Source organism: Streptomyces sp. WELS2, from assembly GCF_013870595.1.
In the GTDB taxonomy this organism is placed as follows: Bacteria; Actinomycetota; Actinomycetes; order Streptomycetales; family Streptomycetaceae; genus Streptomyces.
The window spans coordinates 1-16,229 of the sequence record NZ_JACBWZ010000005.1 but is presented as its reverse complement, the minus strand read 5'-3'; the positions used below and the strand labels follow the sequence as shown (position 1 = coordinate 16,229).

The 16,229-nt window shown below is 70.4% G+C and carries 12 protein-coding genes; 2 read left to right on the top strand and 10 right to left on the bottom strand.

Translation table 11 applies throughout. The annotated features are described in order from the left end of the window. The first annotated feature begins 165 nt into the window (after nt 1-165). Entirely contained in the window at nt 166-783 is a 618-nt protein-coding gene (locus tag H5J33_RS00815; RefSeq protein ID WP_181792772.1) for a GNAT family N-acetyltransferase, read from the top strand. Nucleotides 784-854: 71 nt separating this feature from the next. Here the strand turns inward: H5J33_RS00815 and trxA are convergent, their stop codons facing one another. From trxA to H5J33_RS00780, 7 genes are all read right to left on the bottom strand, one after another. After that, complete coding sequence (gene trxA / locus H5J33_RS00810; protein WP_181792771.1) at nt 855-1,187, bottom strand: thioredoxin; 333 nt, start codon at nt 1,185-1,187, stop codon at nt 855-857. Nucleotides 1,188-1,235: 48 nt separating this feature from the next. Beyond that, nucleotides 1,236-2,204, bottom strand: coding sequence for a thioredoxin-disulfide reductase (gene trxB, locus H5J33_RS00805; protein WP_181792770.1), 969 nt, complete (start codon nt 2,202-2,204; stop codon nt 1,236-1,238). 151 nt (nt 2,205-2,355) lie between these two features. Further along, complete coding sequence (locus H5J33_RS00800) at nt 2,356-3,273, bottom strand: anti-sigma factor (RefSeq protein ID WP_181792769.1); 918 nt, start codon at nt 3,271-3,273, stop codon at nt 2,356-2,358. Beyond that, a complete protein-coding gene (sigM, locus tag H5J33_RS00795) occupies nt 3,270-4,019 on the bottom strand; it encodes an RNA polymerase sigma factor SigM (protein ID WP_181792768.1) in 750 nt (249 codons plus the stop codon). Before sigM ends, H5J33_RS00800 begins: the two co-directional genes overlap by 4 nt. A gap of 26 nt (nt 4,020-4,045) precedes the next feature. Next, nucleotides 4,046-5,767 carry a protein kinase family protein gene (locus H5J33_RS00790; protein WP_181792767.1) on the bottom strand — a complete coding sequence of 574 codons (1,722 nt, stop codon included), beginning with the start codon at nt 5,765-5,767 and terminating at the stop codon, nt 4,046-4,048. Between the two features lie 118 nt (nt 5,768-5,885). Next, entirely contained in the window at nt 5,886-8,234 is a 2,349-nt protein-coding gene (gene murJ, locus H5J33_RS00785) for a murein biosynthesis integral membrane protein MurJ (RefSeq protein WP_181792766.1), read from the bottom strand. A gap of 45 nt (nt 8,235-8,279) precedes the next feature. Beyond that, a complete protein-coding gene (locus H5J33_RS00780) occupies nt 8,280-10,652 on the bottom strand; it encodes a DUF6049 family protein (protein ID WP_181792765.1) in 2,373 nt (790 codons plus the stop codon). A gap of 300 nt (nt 10,653-10,952) precedes the next feature. On the opposite strand from H5J33_RS00780, the gene H5J33_RS00775 reads away from it, so the two are divergent. Then, a complete protein-coding gene (locus H5J33_RS00775) occupies nt 10,953-12,395 on the top strand; it encodes a CCA tRNA nucleotidyltransferase (protein ID WP_181792764.1) in 1,443 nt (480 codons plus the stop codon). A 123-nt stretch (nt 12,396-12,518) separates the two neighbouring features. On the opposite strand, the gene H5J33_RS00770 is transcribed toward H5J33_RS00775, so the two are convergent. From H5J33_RS00770 to H5J33_RS00760, 3 genes are all read right to left on the bottom strand, one after another. Continuing rightward, a complete protein-coding gene (locus H5J33_RS00770; protein ID WP_181792763.1) occupies nt 12,519-13,781 on the bottom strand; it encodes an MFS transporter in 1,263 nt (420 codons plus the stop codon). Between the two features lie 99 nt (nt 13,782-13,880). Beyond that, a complete protein-coding gene (locus H5J33_RS00765; protein ID WP_181792762.1) occupies nt 13,881-14,963 on the bottom strand; it encodes an inositol-3-phosphate synthase in 1,083 nt (360 codons plus the stop codon). Nucleotides 14,964-15,006: 43 nt separating this feature from the next. Next, nucleotides 15,007-15,690: a PadR family transcriptional regulator gene (locus H5J33_RS00760; RefSeq protein WP_030615125.1), complete on the bottom strand. Its 684-nt coding sequence runs from the start codon at nt 15,688-15,690 to the stop codon at nt 15,007-15,009. Between the last annotated feature and the right edge of the window lie 539 nt (nt 15,691-16,229).

Sequence of the window (16,229 nt, the reverse complement as noted above, 5' to 3'; positions counted from 1 at the left end):
AGCGGGCCGTGTCCGGTGTGTACCGGACACGGCCCGCTCTTTGCTTTGGCACGGTATCGAGTGAATCGGATCGTGGATACGATGCGATCAGCTAGGCGTATCCACCGGTCAGCAGCTGTCAGCCGCTCGCGATGCGGCGGGTGAAGGAAGCGAGGATCAGCCTTCATGGGGCGTCGGCTCGTGCCGCTCACTCTGGACAACCTTCAGGACCTTCCCCAGCGCTGTCGCTCCTGTGTCTTCTGGGAGCTGGACCCGGTCAGCGGCGAGGCGGCGGTGACGGCGGGCACCACCGCGCTGGAGAAGGAGGCCTGGATCTCCGCCGTCCTGCTGGACTGGGGATCGTGCGGACGGGTGGTGTACGTCGACGACGTCCCGGCGGGGTTTGTGCTCTACGCCCCGCCGGCCTATGTCCCGCGCTCGACGGCCTTCCCCACGAGCCCGGTCTCGCCGGACGCCGTGCAGCTGATCACCGGGTCCGTCCTGCCCGGCTATCAGGGGCAGGGACTGGGCCGGGTGCTGGTACAGACGGTCGCCAAGGATCTGCTGCGCCGGGGCTTCAAGGCGATCGAGGCGTTCGGTGACGCCCGATGGGAGCAGCCCGCCTGTCTCCTGCCCGCCGATCATCTGCTGGCCGTGGGCTTCAAGACGGTCCGGCAGCATCCCGCCCATCCCCGGCTGCGGCTGGAGCTGCGGTCCACGCTCTCCTGGAAGGAAGACGTGGAGATGGCACTGGACCGGCTGCTCGGAGCGGTCCAGAAGGAACCCGCGCTGAGGCCGCTCTAGCAAGAGGAGAGGCCGCTATAGCAATGGGGCCAACCCAAGCGGGTTGGCCCCATTGTGTTTCACGTGAAACGTCACTCCGTGATGAACTCGTCCAGGTCGCGCAGGAGGGCGGCCTTCGGCTTGGCGCCCACGATCGTCTTGGCGACATCGCCGCCCTGGTAGACGTTCAGGGTGGGGATGGACATGACGCCGTACTTGGCGGCCGTGTTCGGGTTCTCGTCGATGTTGAGCTTGACGATCTGGATCTTGTCGCCGTGCTCGGCCGCGATCGCCTCCAGGGACGGGGCGATCATGCGGCACGGACCGCACCATTCGGCCCAGAAGTCCACCAGAACGGGCTTGTCGCTCTTGAGGACCTCCTCCTCGAAGGTCGCGTCGGTCACAGTCTTCACGTTGCCGGCCACAGTGGGCTCCTTACCTCGGTTACGCGGTGGGGCGGGGAAAGGGGAAGGTCAGACAGCCGTCTTCTCGGGCTCCGCCTGCTCCTCGTCCGCGAGGGCGGCGAGGTAGCGCTCGGCGTCCAGAGCGGCGGCGCAGCCGGTACCGGCCGCGGTGATCGCCTGGCGGTAGGTGTGGTCGACCACGTCACCGGCGGCGAACACACCGGTCACGTTGGTACGGGTGGACGGCGAGGCGACCTTCAGGTAGCCCTCCTCGTCCAGGTCCAGCTGGCCCTTGAACAGCTCGGTGCGCGGGTCGTGACCGATGGCGATGAACAGGCCCGTCACGGGCAGCTCGGACAGCTCGCCGGTCTTGAGGTTGCGCAGCTTCAGACCGGAGAGCTTCTGGTCACCCTGGATCTCGGCGACCTCGCTGTCCCAGACGAACTTGATCTTCGGGTCACCGAAGGCGCGCTCCTGCATCGCCTTGGAGGCGCGCAGGGTGTCCCGGCGGTGGACGATCGTGACCGTCTTGGCGAACCGCGAGAGGAACGTGGCCTCCTCCATCGCGGTGTCCCCGCCGCCGATCACGGCGATGTCGTGCTCCTTGAAGAAGAACCCGTCACAGGTGGCGCACCAGGAGACACCACGGCCCGAGAGCATGTCCTCGTTCGGCAGGCCCAGCTTGCGGTGCTGGGAGCCGGTGGTGACGATGACGGCCTTCGCCCGGTGGACGGTGCCCGCGGTGTCGGTGACGGTCTTGATCTCACCGGTCAGATCGACGGAGACGATGTCGTCCGGAACGAGTTCGGCACCGAAGCGTTCGGCCTGGGCCCGCATGTTGTCCATGAGGTCCGGCCCCATGATGCCGTCGCGGAAGCCCGGGAAGTTCTCGACCTCGGTGGTGTTCATCAGCGCACCGCCCGCGGTGACGGCGCCTTCGAACACCAGGGGCTTCAGCGATGCACGGGCGGTGTACAGCGCCGCCGTGTAGCCTGCGGGCCCGGAGCCGATGATGATCACGTTACGGACATCGCTCACGGCTTGATTCCTCGTCTCTGGTCTGCGTCAGTCGACCGGCGGAGCCCCTTTCGGGACTCTCACCCCACCCAACGGATCCTACGGGTCGTGCATTCCCGGTGTGTCCGGGCACACGCCTGCCCCGGAGCGTCCGAAGGAGTGGTCCAACGGCCTATGGACGCGCCAGGGACCGCTTCAGCAGGACCTCGCCGGCCGACGACGGCTGATGCTGTACGCAGGACGCGTCGACCACATAGGCCGTGACCCGCGCGCTGTCACGGGCGTCGGCCACCACGACGAGATAGGCCGACCTGCCCGCGTAGGTTCCCGTCTTGGCCCCGAGCACGTCGGTGCTCTGCCGGAGCGCCTGCCGGACACAGTCGGGGACCGGGACCGCGGTCTGGATCAAGGTGTTCGGTCCCTCGGTGGACCCGAACGAGTGCGGCCCGCCGTCCGGGTGCTGCCGCGGCCCGTCCCCAGCACGCGGCAGCGTCTTCTCCGCGGTGAGAAGGGAATGGACCTGGTTCTCCACACTGTCGCCGGAGAAGGTGCCGGCCGAGGCAGTCGGTGTCCCATGGGCCGACGGATGGTCGGAGGTGCCGGACAGGGACGTCACCAGCAGGCTGCCGGCGCCCAGGACCGCGGCCGTGAGAACCGTGCCCAGGACGAACCGGCCCCGTCGCCGGCCGCGCTCGGTGCCTTTGCGTCCCGGTCCGGTCGCCGCACGGGCGCGCCCTGCGGGGCGGTCGGCGGAGTGATCCGCCGGCCGTCCGGCGCGCTGGTCCGCGGCGAGTGATGTTTCACGTGAAACATCGCCCGTGGCGTCCTCGGCGTCGGCGTTCCGCGCTGCCTCGGTGGCGAGGGCGGCGTCGAGGCGTACGGCGATGTCATCCGGCATGCGCTCCGGCTCCGGCATGGAACCGAGCAGGCCACGGATCTCTTCCAGTGAGGCGTACACGTCCGCGCACGAGGCGCACACCCCCAGGTGGCGCCGCACGGCACTGTCCCGGTCCGGTGCGAGCAGGCCCTCGGTGAGGTCGGAGATCTCCGCGACGTCCGGGTGCCCGGTCGTGTCCGTCGTCGACGTCACGCTCGCCCACCTCCGCCCTTCACTACGGCTGAATCGCTCGGTCCCGCGCCCCTGGAGTGTTCGCTCGGTGACCCCGTCGCCGGTGGGACGGATGGCCCTTGCCGCCGGTTCCGTCCCGAACCGTTTTCCTCTGCGCCCCCGGTATCGCCCGGCCGTGGGTCTTCGGCGCCTTCGGGCCGCAGATGCGTGAGCAGGGGCAGCAGTCTGGCCCGGCCCCGAGCGCACCGGCTCTTCACCGTCCCCGTCGGCACATCCAGGATCCGCGCGGCCTCGGCCACGGGATAGCCCTGCATGTCCACCAGGACCAGAGCGGCCCGCTGTTCCGCGGGAAGGGTGCCCAGTGCTTCGAGGAGCTGACGGTGCACGTCCTTGCGCTCGGCCGGTGCCGAGGCGGACTCGTGGGGCTCCAGCAGCTGCTCCAGCCGCGCGGTGTCGTCCACCGGGGCCGTCTTGCGGGAGGCTGCCTTCCGCGCCCGGTCCAGGCAGGCGTTCACCGTGATCCGGTGCAGCCATGTCGTGACGGCCGACTGGCCCCGGAAGGTGTGGGCGGCCCGGTAGGCCGACACCAGGGCGTCCTGTACGGCGTCCGCCGCCTCTTCCCGGTCGCCCAGCGTCCGCAGGGCCACGGCCCAGAGCCGGTCCCGGTGCCGCCGCACGATCTCGCCGAAGGCCTCCGGGTCGCCGTCCACGTGGCGGGAGAGCAGGTCCCGGTCGCCCACTCCGTCGTATCCGGCACCCTCCGCCATCTGCCCCCTCCGGTCCGGGTGAGACGTCAGCCCGTGAATTTCACTTCGCCGATGGCCTGCTTGTAGCCGGCGCTGGCGTACAGGACCGAGTCGTACCCCGAATTCGGCACGGCCGTCAGCCAGACGAGGACGTACTGCGTCTTGATCTGCTTGGTCACCTTCACCGTGGCGGTGGTGCCCGTGGTCGTCACGCTGCCGATCTGCGTCATGGAGTCCATCGAGGCCGGGGTCAACGAGTCCGCGGCGTACAGCTCGACCGTCGTGTGGTCACCGCCGTAGCGCATGTCGATGGTGGCCGTGCGGACCTTCTTGGCCGAGCCGAGGTCGTACACGATGCCGACGCCCGGCTTGTAGGGCGCGATCGGGGGGCCCTCGTTGAAGCTCTTGGTCTTCCAGTACGTCGACGCGTCACCGTCGTAGGTGTTCGCAACGGTGGCGGGGCTCTGGGCGGGTGGCTTGGCGACGAACTCCTCGCCGTTCCGGATCTTTATCGGCACCGGCTTCGGCTTCACGGCGTTCTTGCCGCCGCCGTCCGTGGTCTGGCTCTTGTTGGTGTCGTCCGACTTGTCGTTGTGGCCCATCAGGGCGTCCGCCAGCTGCCAGCTGCCCAGGCCCAGCGCGGCGATGAGCAGGGCCGACACCGCCCACTTCAGGGCCTTGCCGGTGCGGCTTTGCAACGGGGGCGGCGGGGGCACGATGGGCTGGGGGGCACCGGCGTGCGGCGCCGGTCGGCCGTAGCTGCCCTGCTGGTAGGTCGTGCCTTGGTAGTCCGGCGGCGCCGTGAACGCCGGCTCCGGCGGGCGGATGCGCGGCATCTCGCCGATCGCCTTCACCAGCTCCTCCGGCGTGGTGCACGGCGCCTCGTGCCGGGAGGCCGTGGCGCCGTCGTTGACCAGCGCGCGCATGGACAGCTCGGACAGCCCGCGGTGCACACCGGCCCGCACCTGGTCCGGGGCGATGAGACCGATGTCCTTGGGCAGGCCGGCCAGACCGTAGGCGTCGTTCTCGTACGGCCAGCGCTGGGTCAGCGCCGCGTACAGCAGGGCGCCGATCGCCTCGGTGTCGGCGCGCTGCGGGGTGGTGGAGCTGATGCCGCGCAGTGCCGCGTTCACGGCGAGGCCGCGGATGCGCCACTGGCCGGTGGAGGTGCGCAGGACGGCGTTCGGGTTCAGCCGCAGATGGGCGAGGCCTTCCCGGTGCGCGGCGGCCATGGCCGCGGCGACCTGGCTGACCATCTGGTAGGCGTCGTGCGGCTCCAGCGGGCCGCCGGTGAGGAGGGTGGACAGCTCGGTGGCGTCCGGCAGCCACTCGTGGACGACGTAGACGAGGTCGTTCTCCTCGACGGCGTCGAGGACCTGGACGAAGCGGGGGTCGCCGAGGAGCGCGGAGGAACGGGCGGCGGCGAGGACGGAGCGGGCGCGGGCGTGGTCCGCGGGCAGGACGTGGACGCCGACGGCACGGCGGAGCTTCTCGTCGACCGCACGCCAGCTGCTGAACCCGTCCAGACGGGTGACGCACTCCTCCAGTCGGTAGCGCCTCGCGAGCTTGTGACCGCTGTGCAACTCCGGCGTGGAGGCCTTCCGTCCGGGACCCTCGGTGCCGCCGCTCCCCTGTGCCTCGTCGCTGTCCGTGTCCCGCTCCGGGTTCTTGGCCACCCCGTCGGCCGTGGACTGGTCCGCCTTGGCGGTCAGCGGCTGCTCACCGCTGTTGTCTGCCACGTCGACGGCAGCTGTGCTCCGTTCCGCCACCGTCGTCCCTGCCTCCCCATCCGTTGCACGCTGTCCGACGCCGAAACCAATTGTGCCCACAGTCGGCCGCTATGCACGACACACGGCGGCGGACGATGGTTGTGCGCCTACCCTCGCCTCAGCGCCCCAGACGTCCCCGCACCATACCGACGAGCGAGTTGAGTTCCTCGATGCGCATCCGGCGCGCGGCGACGAAGAAGACGCCGAACAGGACGGCACCGCCGGCGATCAGCGCGGCGAAGGAGCCGACGACACCCAGGCCCAGAGTGTGCCCGACGCCGTAGCAGGCCGCGCCGCTGAGCAGGGCGGCCGGTACCGAGGCGATGCCCAGGCGTGCGTACGTACGGATCACCCGGGACCCGTCCAGGTCCCCGCCCAGCCGCTTGCGCAGCCGGCGCCAGGCGACGCCCACTCCGATGGCATAGGCGAGACCGTAGGCGGCGGCCATGCCCGCGACCGCCCAGCGGGCCGGCAGCACGAAGTAGCACAGGGCCGAGGCGCCGGCGTTGACGGCGGCCACGATGACCGTGTTGTAGAAGGGGGTGCGGGTGTCCTCGTACGCGTAGAAGGCACGCAGGACGACGTACTGCACGGAGTACGGGATCAGGCCGAGGCCGAAGGCCATCAGCATGTAGCCCATGTTGGTGGCCGCGCCCGTGCCGGCGGAGCCGAAGATCAGCGTGCACATCGGGACGCCGAGCGAGACGAACCCGAACGCGATGGGCACGATGGCGACGGCGGTGGTGCGCAGACCCTGGGAGATGTCGTCGCGGACGGCGCCCGTGTCGTTCTCGGAGGCCGAGCGCGAGATGCGCGGCAGCAGCGCGGCCATCAGGGACACGGTGATGATGGCCTGCGGCAGGCCCCAGATCAGCTGGGCGTTGGCGTAGGCGGCGAAGCCGGTGCCCTTGACGCCGGAGTCCGCGCCGGCGGCGGTCGACAGCTGGGTCACCACCATGGCGCCCGCCTGGTTGGCGAGGACGAACAGGACCGTCCACTTGGCGAGCATCGCGGCCTTGCCCAGGCCGTGGCCCCTCCAGTCGAAGCGCAGCCGGATCCGGAAGCCGGTCTCTCGCAGGTAGGGGATCATCGCCAGCGCCTGGACGACCAGGCCGAGCAGCACACCGACGCCGAGGAGCCGCTGGCCCTCCGGCGGGATGCTGGTGACGTCCATGTGGGAGTTGGCGGCGGTGCCGTAGACCCAGATGAACATGCCGAGCGTCACGATGATGACGATGTTGTTCAGGACCGGGGTCCACATCATCGCGCCGAACTTCCCGCGCGCGTTGAGGATCTGCCCCATCACCACGTGGATGCCCATGAAGAAGATCGAGGGCAGGAAGTAGCGGGTGAAGGTGACCGCGACGTCGTTGGCCGCGGGGTTGCTGGCCACGGGGTTGGCCAGCAGCCGCACCAGCAGCGGCGCGGCGAACATCGCGAGCCCGGTCAGCGCGGCCAGCGCGACCATCACCAGGGTCAGCAGCCGGTTGGCGAAGGCCTCGCCGCCATCCTCGTCCTCCTTCATGGAGCGCACGAGCTGGGGCACGAACACGGAGTTCAGGCCGCCGCCGACGGTGAGGATGTAGATCATGGTCGGCAGCTGGTAGGCCACCTGGAAGGAGTCGGCGAGGAAGCCGAGGCCGAGCGCGGCGGCGATCAGCGCGGAGCGGATGAAACCGGTCAGGCGGGAGACCATCGTGCCCGCCGCCATGACGGCGCTGGACTTCAGCAGTCCGGCGGCCTTCCCGCCCTTCTTCGCGGGAGCCACCGGAGCCACCGGAGCCACGGCACCGGCGGGGTTGTCACCGGCCGCGGGAACCTCCGGCTGCCCGGGGTCCGCCGGGACGGCCGGCGCGGCATCCGCGGACCGCGCCGGATACCCGTGCGCGGCCGGACCGGCCGGGTAGCCGCCGGCGTAGGCGTGGGCCTGCTGCGGGCTCTGGCCGTACTGCTGCGGGTACTGGCCCGCGGCGGCCGGGGGATCCATCGGCGCGTGTCCGCCGCTGTGCTGCTGGTCCTTGAAGAGATGCGCGAAGGCGTCCGGCTCGTGGTACTCCTCGCCGGAGTGCGTGACCAGGTCGTCCACACCCACGAACTGGGTCGTGCGCGGGTCCTCGCCGTACGGCAGGTACTGGGTGGCGGCTGCGCCCGGCTCGGGCGCCGGCGGCTGTGCCCACACCCGGGGGTCGGGCGCGTAGGGCGACTGGGCGGGCGGCGCGTACAGCGGCTGCTGCGCTTCGTGCGAGCCCGGTGGCGGTGGCGGGTGCGCGGCACGGTCGTAGAGCGCCTCGGCGACCGGATCCTGGGCGGCCAGGTCGTGCGCCCGGTACGGGTCCTGCTCGTAGGCGTCCTGGAGATACATGTCCGCCGCATGCTGCGGCGGCACCTGGCCGGGCTCGGGCGGCGGCTCGGGGTAGCCCGAGCCGGCCGCGCCCTGGCCGCGGTCACCGTCGTACGGCGCGTTCATGCTTACCCCACCTCATCGTCCCGGGCCCACCGGCCACGACATCGCTCAACGGTCCACTCTCTCACCCGTCCCGGACGGGTCGGCGCTTTCCGGTGCGGTGTCCGGCGCAGGGTCACTCGGCTGCTCCGGGTCGTCTGCCCCGGGGTCGGACTCGGACTCCTGGGGGAGACGGCCTTCGGGTGCCCCGGGGTTCCCGGGTTCCTCCGGGTCCTCCGGCGCCGTGCCGGGGCCGTCGTCCTCGGGCTTCCGGGCGGCGGCGCGCTTGCGCTGGGTGTACATCCGGAAGCCGGCGAGGACGAGGAGCAGGACGCCACCGCCGATGACCAGCATCACGGTGGGGGTGACCTCCGTGACCTTCACGTCGAAGGTGACGGGTTCGCCGTATTTGCGGCCGTCCTCGGTGTACAGCTGGGCGATGACCGCGACGCGGCCGTTGGCGTTGGCCGAGGTGGTGAACTTCACCGACTGGCTGTGCCCGCCGGAGATCTCCACGGGCTGTTCGTCGTAGGCCTTGCCGCCGATCTCCAGACGGGTCGGCATCGTCGACTCCAGGCGCAGTACCAGGTGGCCGACGGGCTGGACCAGGTTGTTCTGGACCGTGACCGGGATGGTGGCGCTGCGGCCCGAGAGCTTGGTCTCGGACTTGTCGATCAGCTTGACCTGGTCGGCCAGCTCGTCGAGCCAGGCCTCCACACCGTCCCGGTAGCCTTCGGCCGCGCCGCGGTGGCCCCGCCAGGACGTGGACATGTCCCGGTTTATGGCCCGCCCGAACGGGGTGACGACCCGGGACTGGTCGGTGAGGATCACGCGGAAGTTGTCGAGCTTGGCCTGGGTGCGGGCGATCTGTTCGAAGGCAGTGCGCGGCAGGTCCTGCCGGCGCAGCGAGGAGGGATAGGCGGACGCCGGGGGGATGCGGGTGGTGGCGGCCGGGTCGGGCTTGTCCTTGGCGGTCGCGGTGAGGTTCTGGGGCTGGCTCCAGGTGCCCCCCTGGAGCGCCTTCACGGCTGCCGCCATCGCCTGCGCCTGGCTCGCCGAGGGCATGCGCTGCGGGGCGACGAGGATGCTGCGCTGCTTGTCGGTCTGCGCGTTCACTTCCAGGCTCTGGGCCAGGAACCGCTGGACCGCCAGGGTGGTCGCGCCCGCCTTCGTCAGATCGCCCTCGAACGCCGTGGACAGCCGGCTGTCGGCGACCACGGCCGTGGTGCCCCCGCCGACCGGGCGGGCGGCGGACGGCGTGTAGGGCAGCCCGGCGGTCTCCTGGAGGCTGTCGCTGCGGGCGATCACCCGGTCGGCCCCGGCGGAGGTCGCGACCTTCATGATCGACCGGTCCACGGCGCCGTCGACCGGCCAGGCGAAGTCGGTGCTCGGGGTGACGTGGAGCACGGTCTTGACGGTGGTCGCGGCGACGTCGGTGGCGTCCTTGAGGTGGCTGAGCGAGCCGGTGACGCTGGTGCCGTTGTGCGCGAGGGAGGCCAGGTCGGGGTCGGCGAACGGCAGGGCGACGACCTCCTTGCCGGCCACCGCCTTCTGCAGGGCGGCCAGCCACTGCTTGGCGACCTCCTGGTGCTCGCGCGGGCCGGGCGTGCTCGTGCCGTCGGCGGCCTGGAGCCGGTAGTTGCCCACGGCCATCGCGTCGACCGAGGCCAGCAGGTCCGGATCGATCACCCAGGTGATGTCGAGATCCTTGCCCAGGTCCACCATCTGGGCCAGTCGGCCGCCGGGCGCCAGGTCCTTCGCCAGGTCGTCGTTCAGGAACTCCGGCGTCTGGAGGTCCCCCGCGCCGGTCTTGGCCGTCAGGTGGACCGTGGACAGCAACGGCCACAGGAACGTCGTCCTGGTCTTGGTGTCGGCGTCCGAGGGCTGCCACGGCAGGAAGGTCCGCTGGATGCCGAGCACCCGGGACCAGGGCTGGGCGGAGGTCTCGCCGGAGAGGGCGACACCGAATTCGTAGACGCCGTCGTCGTCGAGGCCGAGCTTGTCGACGGGGACGGAGATGCTGAAGTGCTGGGCGACGCCCGGGGCGAGCTTTGCGAACTTCTCCTCGTACTTGCCGCCGACCTCGGAGCCGGTGCTGCCCTGCGGATCGTCGGAGTGCCGGGCGACGGAGTCGATGTCCGACCGGGTGGTCAGCTGGGGGCCGACCCGGAGGCCCACATGGGCGTCGGTGACGGTCTGCTTGCCGTTGTTGGTCACCGTGCCGGACACGGTCAGCGTGTCGCCGTCCGTGGGGGCACTGGGGGTGAGCGAGTCCAGGGAGACGGACACCGTGTCGGAGGAGGCGGCCTGTGCGGGCGCGGCGGCGGGCAGCTGGAGCAGACCGGCCAGCAGTGGCGCCCCGGTGAGCAGCGCTCCGGCGCGCCGCAGCCACCGGCGGGCAGGTGAGGCACTGGTCCCCTGGAAGTCAGCCGCCTCGGCCACGCGCTCGCCCGTCCCTCGTCGTCGTCAGTGGTCGTCGGAATGTGCGTCCACGCATGGTAACGATGCGCGCTGAAGGGAAGTGCCGCGGTCTCCTTCACAAGATCGGCGAACAGTCGTGGCGTCGTCCTCTATATCCAGTATCGAGGGGAGAGCGGCCGTACGCCGCGAGAGCTGCGCTTGCGGTGGGTATGCAGGGAGCTGTCCCGTCGCCTCGACGCGGCGCCGTGGGGCGGGCGTACGCCGATGACCGTCTCCGGCCGGGCCGCCTTCGGGCGCGCGGGGCACGTACCCTCTTCTGTTGTGCCGAACCCCAACGAAGACACTCCCTCTGCCCTGAGCCAGGCGCAGCAGCGCGCGGTCACCGAGCTGCTGCGGGTGGCCCCCGTCGCCGACGACCTCGCCCGCCGTTTCCAGGAGGCCGGGTTCTCGCTCGCCCTGGTCGGCGGATCGGTCCGTGACGCGCTGCTCGGCCGGCTCGGCAACGACCTGGACTTCACCACCGACGCCCGCCCCGAGGACGTACTGAAGATCGTCCGGCCGTGGGCGGACGCCGTCTGGGAGGTGGGGATCGCCTTCGGTACGGTCGGCGCGCACAAGGGCGGCTACCAGATCGAGATCACCACCTACCGGTCGGAGGCCTACGACCGCACCTCCCGCAAGCCGGAGGTGTCGTACGGTAACTCCATCGAGGAGGACCTGGTCCGCCGCGACTTCACGGTCAACGCGATGGCCGTGGCGCTGCCGGAGAAGACCTTCGTCGACCCGCACGGCGGCCTGGAGGATCTCGCGGCCCGTGTGCTGAGGACCCCGGGCACGCCGGAGGAGTCCTTCTCGGACGACCCCCTGCGCATGATGCGGGCCGCCCGGTTCGCCGCCCAGCTGGACTTCACGGTGGCCCCCGAGGTCGTCACCGCCATGACGGAGATGGCGGGGCGGATCGAGATCGTCTCGGCGGAACGGGTCCGGGACGAGCTCAACAAGCTCCTGCTGTCCGCGCAACCGCGCAAGGGGCTGTCGCTGCTGGTCGACACCGGGCTCGCCGAGTACGTCCTGCCCGAGCTGCCGGCGCTGCGCCTGGAGAGCGACGAGCACCACCGGCACAAGGACGTCTACGAGCACACGCTGATCGTCCTCGAGCAGGCGATCGCGCTCGAGGAGGACGGCCCCGACCTCACTCTCCGGCTGGCCGCGCTGCTGCACGACATCGGCAAGCCGCGCACCCGCCGCTTCGAGAAGGACGGCCGGGTCTCCTTCCACCATCACGAGGTGGTCGGCGCCAAGATGACCAAGAAGCGCATGACCGCCCTGAAGTACTCCAACGAACTGGTCAAGGACGTCTCCCGGCTGGTCGAGCTTCATCTGCGGTTCCACGGCTACGGCACCGGGGAGTGGACGGACTCGGCGGTCCGCCGCTACGTCCGTGACGCGGGCCCGCTGCTGGACCGGCTGCACAAACTGACCCGCTCCGACTGCACCACGCGCAACAAGCGGAAGGCGGCGGCGCTCTCCCGGGCCTACGACGGTCTGGAGGAGCGGATCGCCCAGCTGAAGGAGCAGGAGGAGCTGGACGCCATCCGTCCCGACCTGGACGGCAACCAGATCATGGAGATCCTCGGGGTCGGCCCGGGCCCGGCCGTCGGCAAGGCGTACAAGCACATGCTGGAGCTGCGCCTGGAGCACGGTCCCATGGAACACGATGCCGCGGTGGCTGCCCTCAAGGAGTGGTGGGCCGCGCAGAGCTGAGCCGGGACCCGGCGGTGTTTCACGTGAAACATCCATCCGGGGACGGTGACACCGAGGGCCGATGTTTCACGTGAAACATCGGCCCTCGCTCTGTCGTACCGGGACTTCGGGCGACTCGTCGGCTCACCGCCGCCCGAAGCGGGCCAGGGCGACGGTGATCACGCCGTAGACGAGGGCGACGACGATCACCAGCAATGGCGAGCGGCCGTCCGGCGGCAGCATCAGCGCGGCCACCCCCGCCGCGGCGACGAAGGCGACGTTGAAGAGGACGTCGTACACGGAGAAGACGCGGCCGCGGAAGCCGTCCTCCACGCACGCCTGGACGATCGTGTCCGTGGCGATCTTGGCTCCCTGGGTGATCAGCCCCAGGACGAAGGCGGCGACCATGAGCGGGCCGGTGGCGAACGGAAGCCCCAGTGCGGGCTCCAGCACCATGGCCGCACCGGAGCACACCACGATCCAGCGGCGGGGGCCGAGCCGCCCCGCCGCCGAGGGCGTCACCACGGCCGCCGTGAAGAACCCGGTGCCGGACAATGCCAGCGCCACCCCCAGCAGCCGTAGGCCTTCCTCGGGGGTGTTGGCCAGGGCATGACGGCAGAGCATGAGCAGCAGCACGAGGAGCGCCCCGTAGCAGAAGCGCATCAGCGTCATCGCGGCCAGCGCCCACGCCGCCTCGCGGCGCCCGGGTGCCGTCAGATGCCGGATGGCCGCGGGCAGCTCGCGCGCGGTCCAGGCGAGTGCCGTGCCGAGAGGGGGACGGGCCGGGCGCCGGTCGGGGCCGAGGAGGCCGGGGGCCAGACGCAGGGAGGCGAGGCTCGCGCTCAGATACAGAAGGGCGCCGCACAGGACCACCGCCGCGTCGGAGTCCGCCGCCACCATCCGCACCGCGAAGGCCAGCCCCCCTCCGGCGGTCGCGGCCAGGGTGCCGGCCGTCGGGGAGAGCGAGTTGGCCAGCACCAGGCGCTCGGCGTCGACGACCCGGGGCAGGGCGGCGGAGAGCCCGGCGAGTACGAAGCGGTTGACGGCCGTGACGCACAGCGCGGAGACGTAGAACAGCCAGTCGGGGGCCCCGCTGGTGATCAGCACGGCGGTCGCCGCCGCCAGCAGGGCCCGCAGCAGATTGCCGTACACGAAGACCTGCCGGCGCCGCCAGCGGTCCAGCAGGACACCGGCGAAGGGGCCGACCAGGGAGTAGGGGAGCAGCAGGACGGCCATGGCCGAGGCGATGGCGGTGGCCGAGGCCTGTCTCTCCGGGGAGAAGACGACGTATGCGGCGAGCGCGACCTGGTAGACACCGTCGGCGCCCTGGGACAGGAGCCGGACGTACAGCAGGTGCCGGAAACGCCGCAGGCTCCACAGCAGGCGCAGGTCACGTACGACGGGCATGGGCGACAGCCTCACACATGCGGAAGGTCCCCGGGTCACGTGACCCGGGGACCTTCACGGCCCTGGCAGGAGCGTTTCGTGCGAGCGGTCCTCAGCGCCTCAGCGCTCGACCTCGCCGCGGATGAACTTCTCGACGTTCTCGCGGGCCTCGTCGTCGAAGTACTGGACCGGCGGGGACTTCATGAAGTACGAGGACGCCGACAGGATCGGGCCGCCGATGCCGCGGTCCTTGGCGATCTTCGCGGCGCGCAGGGCGTCGATGATGACACCGGCGGAGTTCGGGGAGTCCCAGACCTCCAGCTTGTACTCCAGGTTCAGCGGGACGTCACCGAAGGCGCGGCCCTCCAGGCGGACGTAGGCCCACTTGCGGTCGTCCAGCCAGGCCACGTAGTCGGACGGGCCGATGTGGACGTTCTTCTCACCGAGGTCCCGGTCGGGGATCTGGGAGGTGACGGCCTGCGTCTTGGAGATCTTCTTGGACTCCAGGCGCTCGCGCTCGAGCATGTTCTTGAAGTCCATGTTGCCGCCGACGTTCAGCTGCATCGTGCGGTCGAGGATGACACCGCGGTCCTCGAACAGCTTCGCCATGACGCGGTGCGTGATGGTCGCGCCGACCTGGGACTTGATGTCGTCACCGACGATCGGGACGCCCGCCTCGGTGAACTTGTCCGCCCACTCCTTGGTACCGGCGATGAAGACCGGGAGGGCGTTGACGAAGGCGACCTTGGCGTCGATGGCGCACTGGGCGTAGAACTTCGCCGCGTCCTCGGAGCCCACGGGCAGGTAGCAGACCAGGACGTCGACCTGCTTGTCCTTCAGGACCTGGACGACGTCGACCGGCTCCTCGGCGGACTCCTCGATGGTGGCGCGGTAGTACTTGCCGAGACCGTCGAGGGTGTGGCCGCGCTGGACCGTGACACCGGTGCTGGGCACGTCGCAGATCTTGATGGTGTTGTTCTCGGAGGCGCCGATGGCGTCCGCCAGGTCCAGACCGACCTTCTTGGCGTCGACGTCGAACGCCGCGACGAACTCGACGTCGCGCACGTGGTAGTCACCGAACTGCACGTGCATCAGGCCGGGGACCTTGGACGCCGGGTCGGCGTCCTTGTAGTACTCGACTCCCTGCACCAGCGACGCGGCGCAGTTGCCCACGCCGACGATGGCTACGCGAACCGAACCCATTCCGGTTGCTCCCTGTGTGTACGAGTGAGGCCCTGACCGGGTCTCACGTGGCGGTGTCGTCGGGCGTATCCGTGCGGGGGGCCTCCCCGCGACGGGGCAGGCCGCCCGTCGATCCATTGGTGGTGTCCTGCTGAGCGGGCCCCCCGGACGCGGAACCCCTCAGGTCTCGCCCGGCCCGCTCGCTCTCGATGAGCTCGTTCAGCCAGCGCACTTCGCGCTCCACGGACTCCATCCCGTGGCGCTGGAGCTCAAGCGTGTAGTCGTCGAGGCGCTCCCGGGTGCGCGCCAGCGAGGCGCGCATCTTCTCCAGGCGCTCCTCCAGGCGGCTGCGCCGGCCCTCCAGGACGCGCATGCGCACATCGCGCGAGGTCTGCCCGAAGAAGGCGAACCGCGCGGCGAAGTGTTCGTCCTCGTAGGCGTCGGGGCCGGTCTGCGAGAGCAGCTCTTCGAAGTGTTCCTTGCCTTCCGCCGTCAGCCGGTAAACGATCTTGGCGCGGCGTCCGGCGAGGGGAGCGGCGAGGGCGTCGTCGTGGGTGTTCCCGGGCTCCTCGATCAGCCAGCCGTTGGCGACCAGCGTCTTGAGGCACGGGTAGAGCGTCCCGTAGCTGAACGCACGGAACACCCCCAGTGACGTGTTCAGCCGTTTGCGCAGCTCATAGCCGTGCATCGGGGACTCCCGCAGCAGGCCGAGCACGGCGAACTCGAGGATGCCGGAGCGCCGGCTCATCGTCGCCTCCTCCCGGCCCCGCGGGGTGGTCCCGCAGGTCTCGCAGTGCCTGTCAGCGCCTTATCTCGCGCTGATGTATCGGTTCGATACATCACGACGATAGAACGGCCCGTCACATGCGACAAGGGGGACGGCGGTGAACGGGATCACATCACCGATTCGTAGGAGGCAAGTTGCCTGTTTTGGGGTGAACTTCGGGGCTCGGTGCGTTTTGGCGATGCGTAGTCTGTGCGGCATGGACACCACCGGGAACCGCGTGACGCCTGGGGAGCGTCCTCGTCCCCGGTGCAGTACGGGTGAATGCGGAACCGACCACATCCGTACTCCGGGGGGACCGGAAACCAGCCGCCGTTCCAGGCGCGCACGGGTGCGCCTGCCCGAGGAGTAATCGTTCGATGAGCGAGCACCGTCGCAAACCGCCGCAGCCGCAGGGAGGCGGACGTGCCGCGGCCCGACGCGGCCAGTCCGGCTCGTCCTCCGGCCGCCGTGCGGCACCGCGAGGCGCCACCGGGTCTCCTGCCGACTCCTATGGGTACCGT

Bases quoted from the DNA above. Each gene is read 5' to 3' on its own strand.
- H5J33_RS00815 (WP_181792772.1), top strand. From the start codon at position 166: ATGGGGCGTCGGCTCGTGCCGCTCACTCTGGACAACCTTCAGGACCTT.
- sigM (WP_181792768.1), bottom strand. From the start codon at position 4,019: ATGGCGGAGGGTGCCGGATACGACGGAGTGGGCGACCGGGACCTGCTC.
- murJ (WP_181792766.1), bottom strand. From the start codon at position 8,234: ATGAACGCGCCGTACGACGGTGACCGCGGCCAGGGCGCGGCCGGCTCG.
- H5J33_RS00770 (WP_181792763.1), bottom strand. From the start codon at position 13,781: ATGCCCGTCGTACGTGACCTGCGCCTGCTGTGGAGCCTGCGGCGTTTC.
- H5J33_RS00765 (WP_181792762.1), bottom strand. From the start codon at position 14,963: ATGGGTTCGGTTCGCGTAGCCATCGTCGGCGTGGGCAACTGCGCCGCG.
- H5J33_RS00760 (WP_030615125.1), bottom strand. From the start codon at position 15,690: ATGAGCCGGCGCTCCGGCATCCTCGAGTTCGCCGTGCTCGGCCTGCTG.